Origin of the sequence: Kribbella sp. NPDC004875 (genome assembly GCF_042873375.1) — a bacterium.
GTDB lineage: Bacteria > Actinomycetota > Actinomycetes > Propionibacteriales > Kribbellaceae > Kribbella.
On record NZ_JBIALI010000001.1, the window covers coordinates 1,133,033 to 1,148,133 of the forward strand.

The 15,101-nt window shown below is 68.9% G+C and carries 17 protein-coding genes; 7 read left to right on the forward strand and 10 right to left on the reverse strand.

Annotated features, from left to right (window positions below; all coding sequences use genetic code 11):
* Positions 1-250: 250 nt before the first annotated feature.
* Positions 251-1,186, forward strand: coding sequence for an AAA family ATPase (locus ACFYRH_RS05390; RefSeq protein ID WP_387768475.1), 936 nt, complete (start codon positions 251-253; stop codon positions 1,184-1,186).
* Positions 1,187-1,316: 130 nt separating this feature from the next.
* Positions 1,317-2,300, forward strand: a complete 984-nt coding sequence (locus ACFYRH_RS05395) for a ParB/RepB/Spo0J family partition protein (protein ID WP_387768478.1) — start codon at positions 1,317-1,319, stop codon at positions 2,298-2,300.
* Positions 2,301-2,358: 58 nt separating this feature from the next.
* On the opposite strand, the gene ACFYRH_RS05400 is transcribed toward ACFYRH_RS05395, so the two are convergent.
* The 5 genes from ACFYRH_RS05400 to ACFYRH_RS05420 all read right to left on the reverse strand — a co-directional run bounded on the left by ACFYRH_RS05400 (position 2,359) and on the right by ACFYRH_RS05420 (position 6,826).
* Positions 2,359-2,799 (reverse strand): hypothetical protein, encoded by a 441-nt coding sequence (locus ACFYRH_RS05400; RefSeq protein ID WP_387768480.1) that lies wholly within the window; start codon positions 2,797-2,799, stop codon positions 2,359-2,361.
* 249 nt (positions 2,800-3,048) lie between these two features.
* The gene (locus ACFYRH_RS05405) at positions 3,049-3,402 is read right to left on the reverse strand and encodes a DUF3817 domain-containing protein (RefSeq protein ID WP_387768483.1); all 354 of its coding nucleotides are present in this window, start codon (positions 3,400-3,402) and stop codon (positions 3,049-3,051) included.
* The gene (locus ACFYRH_RS05410; RefSeq protein WP_387768486.1) at positions 3,399-4,427 is read right to left on the reverse strand and encodes an SURF1 family protein; all 1,029 of its coding nucleotides are present in this window, start codon (positions 4,425-4,427) and stop codon (positions 3,399-3,401) included. Before ACFYRH_RS05410 ends, ACFYRH_RS05405 begins: the two co-directional genes overlap by 4 nt.
* Positions 4,428-4,435: 8 nt before the next feature.
* Complete coding sequence (locus ACFYRH_RS05415; protein WP_387768489.1) at positions 4,436-5,383, reverse strand: D-alanine--D-alanine ligase; 948 nt, start codon at positions 5,381-5,383, stop codon at positions 4,436-4,438.
* 132 nt (positions 5,384-5,515) lie between these two features.
* Complete coding sequence (locus ACFYRH_RS05420; protein WP_387768492.1) at positions 5,516-6,826, reverse strand: PLP-dependent aminotransferase family protein; 1,311 nt, start codon at positions 6,824-6,826, stop codon at positions 5,516-5,518.
* A 198-nt stretch (positions 6,827-7,024) separates the two neighbouring features.
* Between ACFYRH_RS05420 and ACFYRH_RS05425 the strand changes: the two genes are divergently transcribed.
* From ACFYRH_RS05425 to ACFYRH_RS05440, 4 genes are all read left to right on the forward strand, one after another.
* Entirely contained in the window at positions 7,025-7,225 is a 201-nt protein-coding gene (locus ACFYRH_RS05425) for a hypothetical protein (protein WP_387768495.1), read from the forward strand.
* Between the two features lie 73 nt (positions 7,226-7,298).
* The gene (locus ACFYRH_RS05430) at positions 7,299-7,952 is read left to right on the forward strand and encodes a GNAT family N-acetyltransferase (RefSeq protein WP_387768498.1); all 654 of its coding nucleotides are present in this window, start codon (positions 7,299-7,301) and stop codon (positions 7,950-7,952) included.
* A 4-nt stretch (positions 7,953-7,956) separates the two neighbouring features.
* Positions 7,957-8,349 carry a DUF2784 domain-containing protein gene (locus ACFYRH_RS05435; protein WP_387768501.1) on the forward strand — a complete coding sequence of 131 codons (393 nt, stop codon included), beginning with the start codon at positions 7,957-7,959 and terminating at the stop codon, positions 8,347-8,349.
* A 29-nt stretch (positions 8,350-8,378) separates the two neighbouring features.
* Complete coding sequence (locus tag ACFYRH_RS05440) at positions 8,379-9,032, forward strand: permease prefix domain 1-containing protein (protein WP_387768504.1); 654 nt, start codon at positions 8,379-8,381, stop codon at positions 9,030-9,032.
* On the opposite strand, the gene ACFYRH_RS05445 is transcribed toward ACFYRH_RS05440, so the two are convergent.
* Positions 9,012-9,338, reverse strand: a complete 327-nt coding sequence (locus tag ACFYRH_RS05445) for a PadR family transcriptional regulator (protein WP_387768507.1) — start codon at positions 9,336-9,338, stop codon at positions 9,012-9,014. The genes ACFYRH_RS05440 and ACFYRH_RS05445 overlap by 21 nt on opposite strands.
* 73 nt (positions 9,339-9,411) lie before the next feature.
* Between ACFYRH_RS05445 and ACFYRH_RS05450 the strand changes: the two genes are divergently transcribed.
* On the forward strand, positions 9,412-11,541 hold the full coding sequence (locus tag ACFYRH_RS05450; RefSeq protein ID WP_387768510.1) for an MMPL family transporter: 2,130 nt from the start codon (positions 9,412-9,414) through the stop codon (positions 11,539-11,541).
* Positions 11,542-11,570: 29 nt separating this feature from the next.
* Here ACFYRH_RS05450 and ACFYRH_RS05455 read toward each other — a convergent pair whose 3' ends face one another.
* From ACFYRH_RS05455 to ACFYRH_RS05470, 4 genes are all read right to left on the reverse strand, one after another.
* A complete protein-coding gene (locus ACFYRH_RS05455; protein ID WP_387768513.1) occupies positions 11,571-12,707 on the reverse strand; it encodes an N-acetylmuramoyl-L-alanine amidase in 1,137 nt (378 codons plus the stop codon).
* A 33-nt stretch (positions 12,708-12,740) separates the two neighbouring features.
* A complete protein-coding gene (trxA, locus tag ACFYRH_RS05460) occupies positions 12,741-13,070 on the reverse strand; it encodes a thioredoxin (protein WP_131336683.1) in 330 nt (109 codons plus the stop codon).
* A gap of 32 nt (positions 13,071-13,102) precedes the next feature.
* Complete coding sequence (gene trxB / locus ACFYRH_RS05465; protein WP_387768516.1) at positions 13,103-14,095, reverse strand: thioredoxin-disulfide reductase; 993 nt, start codon at positions 14,093-14,095, stop codon at positions 13,103-13,105.
* 139 nt (positions 14,096-14,234) lie between these two features.
* Positions 14,235-14,996 (reverse strand): anti-sigma factor family protein, encoded by a 762-nt coding sequence (locus ACFYRH_RS05470; RefSeq protein ID WP_387768519.1) that lies wholly within the window; start codon positions 14,994-14,996, stop codon positions 14,235-14,237.
* Positions 14,997-15,101 lie beyond the last annotated feature (105 nt).

Sequence of the window (15,101 nt, forward strand, 5' to 3'; positions counted from 1 at the left end):
CTCCGTCGCCGTTTCACGTGAAACGGCGGAGATGCGGGATGATGGTTCCGGGCCCGATTCGGCGTCACTGGTGGACGTCGAGCCGGACCTTTCCGAGTCTCCACCGCCTGTGGATGACCATCGCATGAAACTGCCCCCGCACACGGGAATTCGTCCACAGAAGCCTGTGGACGGAGCTGGGGGTAGACCCGCCCCGACCCCTACAGACATCCTCTTCGGGCCAAGTCCCGCACCTATTGGAATGGGCGCTATGACTGCCGCACAGATCGCCGCGCGGGCCACGTCGGACGAGCTTCAGCGACGACTTCTCGAGACTCCGATCGCCGCCGCGACCGAACGGACCTTGCTGGTGAATGAAGGACGCACGATGGGCCGTGAGTTTCCGTTGCCCGCGCAGACCAGGGTCTTCGTCGTCGCCAATCAGAAGGGCGGCGTCGGCAAGACCACGACGACGGTGAACGTCGCCGCCGGCCTGGCGTTGTACGGCGCCAAGATCCTGGTCATCGACCTCGACCCGCAGGGCAACGCGTCGACGGCGCTCGGCATCGACCATGCCGAAGGGACGCCGGGCGTCTACGAGGCGATCATCGAGGGCGAGCCACTCAGCAAGCTGATCCAGCCGTGTGCCGAGCACCCAGGCATCCAGGTGATCCCGGCAACGATCGACCTGGCGGGTGCGGAGATCGAGCTCGTCAGCCTGGTGGCCCGCGAGAGCCGGCTGAAGAGCGTGCTCGAGGCCTACCTCTCCGAGACCGAGGCCGCGGGGGAGAAGTACGACTACGTCTTCATCGACTGCCCGCCGTCCCTCGGCCTGCTGACGGTGAACGCCCTGACGGCCGCCCGCGAGGTGCTGGTCCCGATCCAGAGCGAGTACTACGCGCTGGAGGGCCTCTCACAGCTGCTCCGCCACATCGACATGGTGAAGTCGCACCTGAACCCCGGGCTGGACGTCTCGACCATCCTGCTGACCATGTACGACGCCCGCACCAAGCTCGCCGGCGAGGTCGCGGCCGAAGTGCGGGGCCACTTCAAGGACGCCGTACTGCGGACCGCGGTGCCGCGCTCGGTGCGGATCTCGGAGGCGCCGAGCCACGGGCAGACCGTGCTCGCGTACGACCCGGCGTCCGCCGGCGCACTGTCGTACCTCGAGGCGTCCCGCGAGATCGCGATGCGGAACAACGCCTGACCACCGAGTGCGGTGTGGCACCGTTTCACGTGAAACGGGACACGGGGGCTGGTTGGAGAGCAACGGCGTCCGGGTGGCGATGTGGTAGGTCAGCAGTAGCTCAGCAGGATGTCGACTTTGAGGGAGCGCGATGAACACCCGACTCGGACGCGGACTTGGCGCGCTGATCCCCAGCTCGCCGGCACCCGGCACCACGACGCTCGGCAGCAAGTCGAGCTCGATCCCGGGCGCGCCGCCGGCTGCCACTCCGCCGGAGCCGCAGGGCACACCGGCGTCGAGTGAGCCGGAGCTGGCCGCGGTTCCGGGTGCCTCGTTCGCGGAGATCGAGGTCGAGAAGATCACCCCGAACCCGAAGCAGCCGCGCAGCGTCTTCGACGAGGAGGCGATGGAGGAGCTCGTCCACTCGGTCAAGGAGATCGGGCTGCTGCAGCCGATCGTCGTCCGACGGCTCGAGGACGACAAGTACGAGCTCGTGATGGGCGAGCGTCGCTGGCGGGCGACGCAGGCCGCGGGGCTGACGACGATTCCGGCGATCGTCCGGGACACGCAGGACGACGCGATGCTGCGGGACGCGCTCCTGGAGAACCTGCACCGGAGTCAGCTGAACCCGCTGGAAGAAGCAGCGGCGTACCAGCAGATGCTCGATGACTTCGGGTGCACCCAGGAAGTGCTTGCGACGCGTATCGGCCGGTCGCGGCCGCAGATCTCCAACACGCTGCGACTGCTGAAGCTGCCGGCGTCCGTGCAGCGGCGGGTGGCCGCCGGTGTGTTGTCGGCCGGGCACGCTCGTGCGCTGTTGGGGCTGCCGAGTGGCGACGCCATCGAGCGCCTCGCGCAGCGGATCGTGGCCGAAGGCCTTTCGGTGCGGACCGTCGAGGAGATCGTTGCCCTCGGCGACATGAACGGCGACGACACCGCGGCTCCGCGCCGGCGGAACAAGCCGGTCGCGCCGCGGCTCGTCGACCTGGCCGACCGGCTGTCCGATCGCTTCGAGACGCGCGTCAAGGTCGACCTTGGCAAGACCAAGGGCAAGATCACCGTCGAGTTCGCATCACTCGACGACCTCGAGCGGATCGTCACGCTGATGGACCCGAACAAGGTAACCAACGACTGACGCTACTGCTCCTGGGCGAGACCCCTCGAGTACGAGCTGCGCGTCAGTTCGTGCGGACTCAGCCGGCTCGGTGGATGCGAGCCGGCCGACCCGCGCCACCAGATTGACCCTTGGAGTCCTCGAGGACATTGCGGGCCTTCGGGTGCGAGAAGTGCGCGGTCGCGACGACGAATGCGCGACGAAGGGCCGGGTCGGGGTGATCGGCCATCGGGAGCGGCGCCTGCGCGACCTCGTCCGCTTCGTCAGGCGTCGCTGAGAGAGCGGCGACGTACCCAGCGGTGATGCTGCCGTGGGCGTCAGGCGCCGGCGTGAGCGCCTGGAGCGCTTCGGCGGTCGACCAGAGGGGGCAGTCGGTGCGGAGGTGGTCGGTCAACTCGCAGACCGCGGGGCCGCGGACGGTCACGTCACGCATGCCGATCGGCTCGTCGTCGACGAAGTGAATCTCGACCCGTCCGTCCAGCGTGAGCCAGACGTCGATGAAAGCAACGGCCTCTGGCATCCGAGCCTTACGCCACACTTAGCCGCGCTGCATGCCGACGAAGTTCATGTCGTCCGAGGCGAAGCTCTCCTTGAGCACGAGCCGTTCGACGAACTCCGCTACCGTGCCACTTCGCTTAGGATCCCGCTGACAGAAGAATTCTGGGGTTCTGGCGGGGACGCGCCTGACCAGAGATCGGTACGGCGATTTGTCGACAAAGAAACTTACTGACTCACGGTGCGATGTTTCATGTGAAACATCGCAGTGGTGTCAGCGGCCGAGGAGTTCGTGGGAGGTTTTGCGCTCGGCGTAGAACGACAGGAACGGGATCGTGCCGGCCAGGGCCATCAGCACCAGGCGCGGGAACGACCAGCGGACCCGACGGAACAGATCGAACGTGCCGAGCAGGTAGACCATGTACAGGAACCCGTGCAGCGGGCCGATCACGTCCATTGCGCCGGGGCTGTCCGCGAAGTACTTGAGTGGCATCGCGAGGAAGACCAGGAGCAGCAGCATCACACCGACCACGTAGGCGATCACGCGGTAGCGCATCAGCGCGCCGCGGACGGCCGGGGTCAGCGGCTGCGAGCCGGCGGAGGTGGCGGGATCGGCAGGAGAAGTCACGCTGAAACGGTACCGCTTGGCTCCACACGCTCCCCGCGCTGGTCACCGCCGGCACCATCCGCCCCGGCGACGCCGGCACCATCCGCCCCGGCGACGCCGGCGTCTTCCGCCTCGGCGCCACCAGCGGCATGGGTGCCACGGTCCGCCGCTGCGCCACGGTCCGCCGGTGCGCCACGGTCCGCCGGTGCGCCGTGATCCGCCGCGACGCAAGCATCCGGCTCTGCGCCACCATCCGTCGCCGGCCCGCTGCCGCCCGGGGTGTCCTCGTTGTCCGGGTCGTCCTCGTCGGGGGAGCGGTGTGCGTCCAGCACCATTCGCGCCCACATCCACAGCGTGAACGCCGCGAAGATCCACCACTGGAACGCATAGGCGATGTTCCGCAGCCCGGCATGGTCCGTCGGCGGCGGAGGCGGTACGACGGCCTCGGGCGCCGGCGACGGTACGACACCCGACTCCACCGAGGTCTGTACGACGAACGCGTCGTACACCCGGTAGTCCACAAGGTGCACGATCGTCGGGATCCGCAGCGACGACAGCACCCGCCCCTTGGCTGCGTCGCCCGAAGAATCCTCAGCCTCGGACGCCACCACAGAGCCGGTCAGCCGCGCGGCACCTGCCGGCGCCTTGGCGGCGGGTGAAGAGACCGACGCGACCCATCCGCGGACCACCATCACCGCTCCGTCGCCGGACACCTTCAGCGGTGAAACCACCCAGAACCCGTTCCGCCCGGCCTGCGCACGGTCCGCGATGAACACCTGGTCAGCCGCCGGACCCCAGGTCCCGTCGACGGTCACCCGCCGGCCAACCGCCTTCGACGGCAGCCCTTCGTCGATGGAGAACAACGACTGCAAGACAACCGGTGCAGCCTCAGCGCGCTTCGCGGTGGCCGCGTCGGTCTTGGATTGATAGACGCCCAACTGCCACACGCCCATCGCCGTCATGACGCCGGCAAGCACCAGGGCGAGCAGCAGCAGGCCCGACCACCGTGGCGTCACCACGGTTCGCCACAGTGGTCGCTCCGCCATCACAACCTTCAGCGGGCTGCGGCGGTGGCGAGCAGGTCGCGGCAGAGCACGCCGAGCTCGATCCCGGCGGCCTCGGCCGCGAGCGGGACCAGCGACGTCTCCGTCATCCCCGGCGCCACGTTCACCTCGAGGAACCACGGCACTCCGGCCGCGTCGACGACCAGGTCCGACCGGGACAGGTCCCGCAGACCGAGCGCCTGGTGCGCCTGCACAGCAGCAGCGGCGCACGCCCCGGCCACCTCAGGCTCCAACCGAGCCGGTACGACGAATTGCGTCGCGCCGGCCGTGTACCGCGCCTCGTAGTCGTAGAACCCCGAATCCGGGCGGATCTCGACCGCCGGCAGCGCCCGCGGTCCGTCACCGGTGTCGACCACCGTGACAGCCACCTCGGTGCCGTCGATGTACTGCTCGATCAACGCCACGGGCCCGTACGCGTAGCAGTTCACCATCGCGGACGGGAGCTCGTCGGCGGTCCGCACGATCGACGCGCCGAGTGCCGAACCACCACGAGCCGGCTTCACGACCAGCGGCAGACCGATCTGCTTGATCACCGCCTCCATCAACGACGCGGCACCCAGTTCGCGGAACGTGTCGTGCCCGAGCACCACCGACGCGGGCGTGCGCAGCCCCGCGGCGCCGACGACCGTCGCCGCGACCGGCTTGTCGAAGGCCGTGCGGCAGGCCGCAGCGTCGGCTCCGACGTACGGAACGCCGTACAGGTCGAGGACCTGGCGGAGTGCGCCGTCCTCGCCGGTGACGCCGTGCAGCACGGGGAAGACCGCATCCGGCGGATCGTTGCGCAGCCGATCGACCAGGGAGGCATCGACATCCCGCTGCTCGACCTCTACGCCGACACTGCGCAGGGCGTCCGCCACCCGCCGGCCGGAGCGCAGCGAAACGTCACGCTCGTGCGACAGTCCACCGGCCAGTACCAGCACTCGACCCAGATCACTCATCACAAATATCCCGATCACTCGTGGGCGACTCCGGCACGGTCGCCGGTCCCGAGGCCCACTGGAACGGTACCGCTAGCGTGTCAGGGACCCACGGCCACCCGCAGATCCATTGCGCAACCTTTGCGCTGTGGTCTAACTGAGCTCCGGCCCGGGAGCGTCGTACTCACGGCCCGCACCGGGTGGCAGCGGGCCGAACGTCTCGCGGAGCTCGAGCTCCTCGTGGATCACCGCGGCCAGTCTGCCGACGCCTTCGGTGATCCGTTCCGGTGTCGGATGACAGTACGACAGCCGCATGCACTGGGAGCCGAAACCGTCGGCGAAGAACGCCGTACCGGGCACGTACGCGACGCGCGCGGTGACGGCTCGGGGCAGCATCGCCTTTGCGTCCAGGCCTTCCGGCAACGTCAGCCAGACGTAGAACCCGCCGCGCGGCCGCGTCCAGGTCGTTGCCGCGGGCATCTTTTCGGTCAGGGCCGCGAGCATCGCGTCCCGGCGTTCGCGGTACATCTCGCGGAACTGCTTCACCTGCCCCATCCAGTCATGCCGGACCAGGTACGACGAGATCGCCAGCTGACTGAACACGGGTGGGCACAAGGTCGCCGATTCCTGTGCCAGCACGAGTTTCTCCCGGACGGCATGTGGCGCGACCGCCCAACCGACGCGGAATCCCGGCGCGAACGTCTTCGAGAACGACCCGAGGTAGATCACGCCTTCGCGGTCGTCGGCCCGCAACGCCCGTTGCGGCTCACCGTCGAACCCGAGCAGGCCGTACGGGTTGTCCTCGAGGATCAGCAGCTCGGCACGCTGGCAGATCTCCAGCACCCGGCGGCGCCGCTCGTCGGACAGCGAGACACCGGCCGGGTTGTGGAAGTTCGGGATCGTGTAGAAGAACTTGATCCGCTTGCCGGCCGCCCGCACCGACGCGATCGCCTGCTCCAGCGCTTCCGGGACCACGCCGTCGTCGTCCATCGCGACGTGCACGACCTCGCACTGGTAGGCCCGGAAGACCCCGAGCGCACCGACGTACGACGGGGCCTCGCAGATCACCACGTCGCCCGGGTCGCAGAACACGCGGGTGACCAGGTCGACGGCCTGCTGGCTGCCGACCGTCACGACGACGTCGTCCGGGTGCGCCTCGATGCCTTCGAGCCGCATGATGTCGCAGATCTGGTCCCGTAGCGTCGGGTCACCCTGCCCGGAGCCGTACTGCATCGCGATGGCGCCGTTGTCGATCACCAGGTCGCGGACCGCACCGCCGACAACGTCGAGCGGCAGGCCGCCGATGTTCGGCATCCCGCCGGCCAGTGAGACCACTTCGGGTCGGCTGGCGACCGAGAACAGGGCGCGGATCTCCGAGGCGGTCATGCCCTTGGTCCGGGCTGCGTACGCCTCGACGTAGTTGTCGAGACGGGTCTGCCGGACATCGGGCACGTCAGCACTCACGGGGGCCACTCCAACGGTGATCGAGGGGGAAGTCACCAGGTTACGTCGCTGACCCCGGTCTGGGCTGGGGATCGGCGCGACCTCTCACTACCATGCCTTATAGGGGCAGGTTCGACCATGCCGGAATCTGGCTGTTGAGACGGACAGCCGGCCGGGAGGGTGCGGCCCGCAGGGTGGAACCGGAAGACAGGATTCGGGATGAGCGTGGGCAAGACAGCCGGCTGGACGCTCGGCGGACTGTTGCTGGGGGTGCTGGCCGGATTCGCCGCGGAGCTGTTCCGCGGGCAATCCTCCGTGCAGGTGGACCAGCGGTACGTCGCCCCGCGGGCGACCGACACCTCGGACGCGCGGACCCCGGCCCGCGTCCCCGAACCGGCGGCCGAGCCCGCCGCGCGATGATCGCGAGGGCGACACGCACCGTGACGAAGCTAACAGGCTCTCGGCCGCCCAGCACCGCCGATCGGACGCGCTGATGGCCCGACGGCTGGAACCGCTGACACTCGACAACCTCGACGAGTTGCCGGCGCCCTGCCGTGACTGTGTGTTCTGGGAGCTCGACCCGGTGGCCGCACGCCAGGCGGACCGCAACGGCGACACCGGCCTCGAGAAGGAGGCCTGGCTCTCTCAGGTGCTGCTCGACTGGGGTCCCGCGGGCGTCGTGCTCTCCGTCGACGACGGCCCGGCCGGGTACGCGGTGTACGCGCCCGCGACGTACTTGCCGCGGATCCAGGCGTTCCCGACCGCTCCTGTGAGTCCGGACGCGGTGGTGCTGGCGACCGGCCGGATCCTGCCGCGGTACCTGGGGCTCGGGCTGGGCAAGGTCCTCGTCCAGGCGGTCGCGAAGGACGTGCTGAAGCGCGGGTTCCGCGCGGTGGAGGCGTTCGGCGACTCGCGGTGGGACGGGCCGGGCTGTGTCTGGCCGACCGAGTTCCTCCGCGCGGTTGGCTTCGGCGTCGTCCGCGACCACCCGCGGAACCCGCGGCTCCGGCTCGATCTGCGCTCCACGATCACCTGGCGGAGCGAGATGGAGGCGGCCGTCGAGCGGCTGATGGGCGCGATCCGTCCCGAGCACTCACCGCCGGCCCCGGTGACGGTCCGCGACGCTCTCAGGTCGGGTCCGGAGTAGTCCCGTGATCTGGCGTGTGCTGGCCGATGTGGTGATGGTCGTGCACGCGGCGCTGCTGCTGTTCTTCCTGATCGGCGGCTTCCTCGCCTGGCGCTGGCCGCGGCTGATCTGGGCGCACCTGGCGATCGTGGTGTGGAACGTCGTGATCGTCCTGGTCGACTTCGGCTGCCCGGTGACCGCGACCGAGAAGTACTTCCGCCGGCTCGGCGGCGAGAGCGTCTACCCGGCCGGGTACATCCACCACTACCTCGAGGGCCACCTCTGGCCGGAAGGCGCGACGCCGGTCGTGGAGAAGATCGGTTTCATCCTGGTGCTGATCTCGTACACCGGGTTCTTCGTCCTGCGGCATCGGCGGAACACCAAGCTCAGGGGAGAGTCAGTGGGACCCCGGACGTGATCCGGGTGCGACATCCCCATACTGGAAGGGTGTCCAGTCCCAGTACGCCGGTCGACGATTACCTGGCCGCGCTGAGCAAGCAGCTCAGTGGGCCGCGCCGTCGCAAGGCGGATCTGCTGGCCGAGGCGCGCGACCACCTGACCGACGCGACCGAGGCTCTCGAGGCCGACGGGCTCAAGCGGTACGACGCGGAGCGGGAAGCCGTCGCGGACTTCGGTGCGCTCGGCGACGTGGTGCCCGGGTACCGTTCCGAGCTCGCGATCAGCCAGAGCCGTCGTACGGCGATGATGCTGTTGTTCGCGTTGCTGATCCAGCCGATCGTCTGGCAGGGCGGGGCGTGGATCTGGACTCAGGAGCCCGAGCAGGCGACCGCGCTGAACGACCTGCTGCAGACCGTGGTCCGTGCGATCGGCACGTTCGTGATCGCCGGCGCCGTACTCGCAGTGCTCGGCACCGGGATCGGGGTGCGCTATCCCGTGGTCCGCGAGCATCTCAGCCGGGTGACGGCGCTCTTCGCGCTGATCGGATCCGCGGTGATCGCGGGGATCGGCGTGCTGATGGCGGCCACCAGTTCGCACACGCCCGGCGTACCCGCCATCGGCGTGGTCGGGACCTTCGTGGTCCTGCCGCTCGTCCTGGTCAGTGTCCAGGCCGAGCGCTGCCTACGCCTGTCCCGGCCGTAGCACCCCTTCGACCACAGTCCGGAACGTCAGCCACTCCTGCTTGCCCGCGGCCAGCATCTTCGCGCCGGAGCTGGTGAGTTGGTAGGTCCGGCGCTTCCGGCCGCCCACCGTGCTCCACTCGCTGGCCAGGTATCCGGCGCGCTCGAGTCGCCGCAGCGCCGGATAGAGCGTGCCGGTCGGCAGGTCGAGCTCGCCGCCGCTGCGGTCCAGCAGCGCCTCCATGATCGCGTAGCCGTGCAGCGGCTCGTGCTCGACGACCGCCAGGATCATCGGGTCGAGGTGTCCACGCAGCGCGTCTGCCTTCATGTAGCCAGTCTACTCATACGAGTGTTAATGTCGAGAGGCAACATGTAGCCGATCTACTTATTGGGGACTCGTCATGACAGTGGACACTCCGATCCGACGGTCGACGCGGCCCGGCCTGCTGCACCGGGTGTCCGGGTGGGCCATGCGACGCGCCGGCCTCGCGCTGCTGCTCTGGGTGCTCGTCCTCGCCGCGGTCACCGCCGCGGCGACCGTGGTGGGCGCCAGTTACAAGAACGACAATTCGCTGCCGGGCACCGACTCGCAGCGGGTGACCGACCTCTTCCAGGCGCACCAACCGAAGGGCGACACCGCTTCGGTGCAGATCGTCGTCCGGGCCGACGGCGGACTCGAGTCCGAGAGACCTCGGGTGGCGTCGATGCTCGCGGTCGTCCGCGGGCTTCCGCACGTCGCGTCGGTGAGCGACCCGTTCAGTAGCCCTGGCGCTATGTCGACAGATCGACGTACGGCGTACGCGACGGTGAGCCTGGATGCCGCGGCCGCCGACATGCCGGTCGCCGACGTCCGGACGATCATTCATCGCGCGCAGGACTTCGCGCGCCCGGGCGTCCAGGTCGAGGTCGGTGGGGACCTCGCGCGGAACGCGGCGGACAGTTCGGGCGGTGCTTCCGAAGGTGTTGGTCTGTTGGCGGCGCTGGTGATCCTCGTGTTCCTCTTCGGATCGTTGCTCGCGGCAACACTTCCGTTGTTGACCGCGGTGTTCGCGGTCGGCAGTACGGTCGGGCTACTGATGCTCGCGTCGCATCTGTTCACCGTGCCGGAGTACACGACGCCGGTGATGCTGCTGGTCGGCCTCGGCGTCGGCATCGACTATGCGCTGCTGATCTTCTCGCGCTACCGGCACGAGTTGCTGAAGGGCGAGGCCGATCCGAAGGTCGTCGCCTTGGACACCGCGGGTCGCTCGGTGATGTTCGCCGGATGCACTGTCGTGATCGCGTTGCTCGGCCTGATGGCGTTGGGACTCGGCTCTCTGCAAGGCGTCGCACTCGGCGTCACGCTGACGGTGCTGATGACAATGCTCGCCGCGGTGACGCTGCTGCCGGCGCTACTGACGCTGTTCGGCCGGCGGATCGAGCGGAGTGTCCGCAAGCATGCCGCGAAACAACGCCGTACGCCGGGGGACGGGTGGCGGAAGCTCGCGGGCGCTGTGCAACGCGGGCCGTGGGTCCCCTTGGTTCTCGGGGTTCTCGCGTTGGTCGCGTTGTCGCTGCCGGCGTTCGGGATGCGACTCGGGTTCGCGGACGCCGGGACGGATGATCCCGCGAAGACCAGCCGGAAGGCGTACGACCTGTTGGCGGAAGGCTTCGGTCCCGGGTTCAACGGTCCGCTCGTGGTGGTCACCGAGGGCGGCGAGACAGCGGCCGCACAGTTGGGGCAGACGTTGGCCGCGGACCCGGGGATCGCCGCGGTGACGCCTGCGCAGGTGACTCCGGACGGCAAGGTCGCCACGGTCCTCGCGTTCCCCAAGTCGGCGCCACAGGACGCGGCGACGAGCGACCTCGTGCAGCGGTTGCGGGACGACACGTTGCCGAGACTGGAGTCGCAGACCAAGGCGACGTACCTGGTCGGTGGATCGACGGCGGCGGCCGATGACTTCGCCTCGGCGGTCAGCAAGCGGCTGCCGATCTTCGTGCTGGTGGTCGTCGGACTGTCGGCGCTGCTGTTGATGGCGGTGTTCCGGTCGGTGTTGATCCCGGTGAAGGCCGCCGTACTGAACCTGCTCAGCATCGGCGCCTCGCTCGGGGTGATCACGCTCGTGTTCCAGCTGGGCTGGTTCGGGGCGCAGGCGGGACCGATCGAGGCGTTCGTGCCGGTGATGATCTTCGCGATCGTCTTCGGTCTATCGATGGACTACGAGGTGTTCCTGGTCGCGCGGATCCATGAGGAGTGGCGGCGTACCGGGGATGCCAGAGCCTCGGTACGGGAGGGGCTCGCGACGACCGGCAGCGTGATCACCGCGGCCGCCGCGATCATGATCGTGGTGTTCGGTGCGTTCCTGCTGAGCCCGGACCGGATGCTCAAGCAGTTCGGTCTCGGCCTCGCGACGGCAGTCCTGCTCGACGCCCTGCTGATCCGCTGCGTCATCGTCCCCGCGGTACTGCGGGTGCTCGGTGAGCGCGCGTGGTGGCTACCGCGCGGCCTCGACCGCCTGCTCCCGAAGATCAAGCTCGAGGATCACTCGTAGGTGCGAACTCGCCGTTACTGGCTGACTGCTCAGACGGTGAGTTGGCCGAAGCGGAGCATGCCGGTCGCGGCGTCCTGGTCCGGCGGCAGGTAGACGCGCTGGATGGCGACCACGATCGCCTCCGCGATGACGTCCCGGAAGGCCGGGTCGGCCAGTCTCGCCGAGTCGTGCGGGTTGGTGACGTACCCGATCTCCAGCCGCACCGCGGGCATCTTCGTCCGGCGGAGCAGGTCCCAGGTCTTCTCGTGGGTGCGGCAGTTCAGCAGGTCGGTCCGCGCGACGATCTCGCGCTGCACCAGACCGGCGAACTGCTCGCCGACGCTCGACGAGGCCCCGTGCAGGTCGTTGCCGTAGTAGTACGTCGCGACGCCCTGCGCCTCCGGGTTCATCGAACCGTCGGTGTGCAGCGAGACGCACAGGTTCGCGTCGGTCTCGTTCGCGAATGCGGCCCGTGCCAGCTCATCCGGCCCCTGATCCCGTCCGCGCGAGAGATACGCCCGTACGCCGGTGGCGCCGAGCCGGCCCTCGATCCGGGCGGCCAGGTCGTACGCGACATCGGACTCGCGCAGGCCGTAGCCCTCCCAGCCGTAGTCGAACCCACCGTGACCCGGGTCGATCACCACGGTCTTGCCGGACAGTCGCGGCCCGGCGGCGCGCACCGCCTCGCGGGCCCGCAGCGCGTCCGGCCGTCCGCCGGTCGCCATCGGGCGGATCCGCTGCAGCGCCTTGAACGTCGACGGACCGCAGGTGCCGTCCGCCGGAAGGCCCATGTTGCGCTGGAACTCGGTGACCGCGCGCTGGGTGTCGGCGGCGAAGATGCCGTCGATCCGGGCGACCGCGAACCCAAGCTCCTGCAGCTTGGCCTGCAGGCTCAGCACGTCGTCGCCGCTCATCGGGTGCGTCGGGACGTACGTCAACAGCCGGTCACCCAGCCGCCAGCGGGCGTCGTCGATCGCACGGTACGTCTGCGGGCCGACGATTCCGTCGATCATCAGCCCGCGTTGCTGCTGGAACCCCCGGACAGCGTGTGCGGTCGCTTCGTCGTAGACGTCGTGACCGCCGGTCAGCAGCCCGAGTCTCTGCAGCTTCCCGACGATCTCGGCGACCGCCTCACCGCTGTCGCCGATCCGGTACACGCCGTGCGGGCCATGCGGTGAGACGGTCATCAGGGTCTAACTCCTTGCCGGTGTGGCGGAAACTCAGGCCGTGAAGTCGGCCAGCTCTTTGAGCAGCGCGGCCTTCGGCTTGGCGCCGACGATGGACTTGGCCAGCTCACCGTTCACGTAGACGTTGATGGTAGGGATACCGGTGACCCGGTAGTTGCTCGGGGTAACCGGGTTCTCGTCCACGTTCATCTTCAGGAACGTGATCTTGTCGCTGTGGTCCTGCGCCAGCTCCTCGAGGATCGGGGACACCTGGCGGCACGGGCCGCACCACTCGGCCCAGAAGTCCACCAGCACCGGCTTGTCGCTCTTCAGCACGGTCTGGTCGAACTCGGCGTCGGTGACAGCATTCATCTTCTCGCCCACGGGCGTATCTCCTTCAGCGGTGATGGTGAGATTCAGACAGTGACGGGCTGGGTGGTGGCCGCGGCAGTCGTCGACTGCGCGGCGTCCTCCAGCGCGGCCAGGTAGCGCTCGGCGTCGAGCGCCGCGGCACAGCCGGTGCCGGCGGCGGTGATCGCCTGGCGGTAGGTGTGGTCGACCAGGTCGCCGGCCGCGAACACGCCCGGGAGGTTGGTCGCGGTGCTGTCCGGCTTGACCAGCACGTAGCCCTCGGCGTCCAACTCGACCTGGCCCTTGACCAGCTCGGAGCGCGGGTCGTGGCCGATCGCGATGAACAGGCCGGTGGCCGGCAGCTCGCGGGTCTCGCCGGTGACGGTGTCCTTCAGCGTCAGGTGCGTCAGCTTGTCCTCGCCGTGGATCTTGTCGACCGCCGAGTTCCACTGGAACTCCAGCTTGTCGTTGGCGAACGCCCGGTCGGCCATGATCTTCGAGGCGCGCAGCTCGTCGCGGCGGTGCACCAGGTGCACCTTCTTGGCGAACTTGGTCAGGAAGGTCGCCTCCTCGACGGCGGAGTCGCCGCCGCCGACGACCGCGATCTCCTGGTCGCGGAAGAAGAAGCCGTCACAGGTCGCACACCAGGACACGCCGTGCCCGGACATCCGCTCCTCGTCGGCCAGGCCGAGCTTGCGGTAGCCCGAACCCATCGCCAGGATGACGGCCTTCGCGCGGTGCTCGGTGCCGGTGGAGTCGGTGACCACCTTGATGTCGCCGGTCAGGTCGACCTTGACGATGTCGTCCGGCACCAGCTCGGCGCCGAAGCGCTCGGCCTGGGTGCGCATCTCGTCCATCAGCGCCGGGCCCATGATGCCCTGCGAGAAGCCGGGGAAGTTCTCCACCTCGGTGGTGTTCATCAGCGCGCCACCGGCGGTGACGGAGCCTTCGAAGACCAGCGGCTCCAGCGCCGCGCGCGCGGCGTACACCGCGGCCGTGTAACCGGCCGGGCCGGAGCCGACGATGATGACGTTGCGGACTGTGCTGGAGTCGGTCATTCAGGCGTTCCTCGTGTCGTCGAGACAGTGACGTCGTAGTCAACGGATCCTAGAGGCCGATCATTCCCCCTGACCGGGCCGGTGGGGTGGGCCGTATCGACACCGTACCCAGGACAGGGCCGCCGTACCGCATCTGGCGTCAGCGGTTGCGCAGGGTCACCGAGGTGTCGTAGAACGACGACGCGACGCCACCCGGCTGGTCACATCCGGTGACCGCGAAGATCTGGATCTCGCGGGCCGAACCGCCCTGCAACCCGATGATCGTGGCCCGCCGGCCGTCGATCTTGGCGGGCTGGACGAGCCGCACGGTCGCGTTCGCCCGGGAGGTGGCGAACGTCTTGGCGCAGGACTGCTCGGCCGCCGAGCCGTGCAGGATCGCGTTCGGTGTGTGCTCCAGCCACTTCTGCGTCTGCTGCGCGAGGTTGCCGGTGGTGATCGTCACCGCGTCGGTGGGCGGCGTGCTCTGGTCGGTGTTCGCGGCACCCTCGTTCGCCTGGTCCTTGGTGGCGAACACCACGCCGACGCCGATCGCGGCGATCAGCACCACGCCGGCGGCGGCACCGAGCAGCTTCGGCAGGTGCCGGCGGGGCTCCTCGCGGATCTGAGCCAGCGAGTGCACACCGACCGTGGACGCGCGCAGCACCGACTCGGACACCAGTACGGCGTCCAGGTGCTCGGCGACATCGGCCGGCATCGGGATGTCCTCGCGGCCCTCCTCGGCGAGATCCTCGGACAGCTGCACGAGGGCGTCGTACGTCTGCTGGCACTCCGGGCATGCCTTCACATGCTCACGAGCGCTGTGGGCCTCGGTGGCGGGCAGCAGGTTCTCGATCAGGTCGGCGATCGTGTCCGTGTCCAGGTGCTCGAGATGCTCACTGGTCGGCAGACCGGATTCGGTCATCGGGGGCTCGCCTCCCGTCGCTGGGTGCGCGGCCGTAGCAGCGTGGTCATAAGAGAACTCCGGTCGAAGGCATCAGTCTCTCGGTCGCCAGAGGCAGGCGACTTC

Excerpts from the sequence above, each read along its gene's own strand:
- ACFYRH_RS05390 (WP_387768475.1), top strand. The coding sequence starts at position 251 with ATGACTGCCGCACAGATCGCCGCGCGGGCCACGTCGGACGAGCTTCAG.
- ACFYRH_RS05395 (WP_387768478.1), top strand. The coding sequence starts at position 1,317 with ATGAACACCCGACTCGGACGCGGACTTGGCGCGCTGATCCCCAGCTCG.
- ACFYRH_RS05400 (WP_387768480.1), bottom strand. The coding sequence starts at position 2,799 with ATGCCAGAGGCCGTTGCTTTCATCGACGTCTGGCTCACGCTGGACGGA.
- ACFYRH_RS05410 (WP_387768486.1), bottom strand. The coding sequence starts at position 4,427 with ATGGCGGAGCGACCACTGTGGCGAACCGTGGTGACGCCACGGTGGTCG.
- ACFYRH_RS05415 (WP_387768489.1), bottom strand. The coding sequence starts at position 5,383 with ATGAGTGATCTGGGTCGAGTGCTGGTACTGGCCGGTGGACTGTCGCAC.
- ACFYRH_RS05425 (WP_387768495.1), top strand. The coding sequence starts at position 7,025 with ATGAGCGTGGGCAAGACAGCCGGCTGGACGCTCGGCGGACTGTTGCTG.
- ACFYRH_RS05430 (WP_387768498.1), top strand. The coding sequence starts at position 7,299 with ATGGCCCGACGGCTGGAACCGCTGACACTCGACAACCTCGACGAGTTG.
- ACFYRH_RS05445 (WP_387768507.1), bottom strand. The coding sequence starts at position 9,338 with ATGAAGGCAGACGCGCTGCGTGGACACCTCGACCCGATGATCCTGGCG.
- ACFYRH_RS05450 (WP_387768510.1), top strand. The coding sequence starts at position 9,412 with ATGACAGTGGACACTCCGATCCGACGGTCGACGCGGCCCGGCCTGCTG.
- ACFYRH_RS05455 (WP_387768513.1), bottom strand. The coding sequence starts at position 12,707 with ATGACCGTCTCACCGCATGGCCCGCACGGCGTGTACCGGATCGGCGAC.
- trxB (WP_387768516.1), bottom strand. The coding sequence starts at position 14,095 with ATGACCGACTCCAGCACAGTCCGCAACGTCATCATCGTCGGCTCCGGC.
- ACFYRH_RS05470 (WP_387768519.1), bottom strand. The coding sequence starts at position 14,996 with ATGACCGAATCCGGTCTGCCGACCAGTGAGCATCTCGAGCACCTGGAC.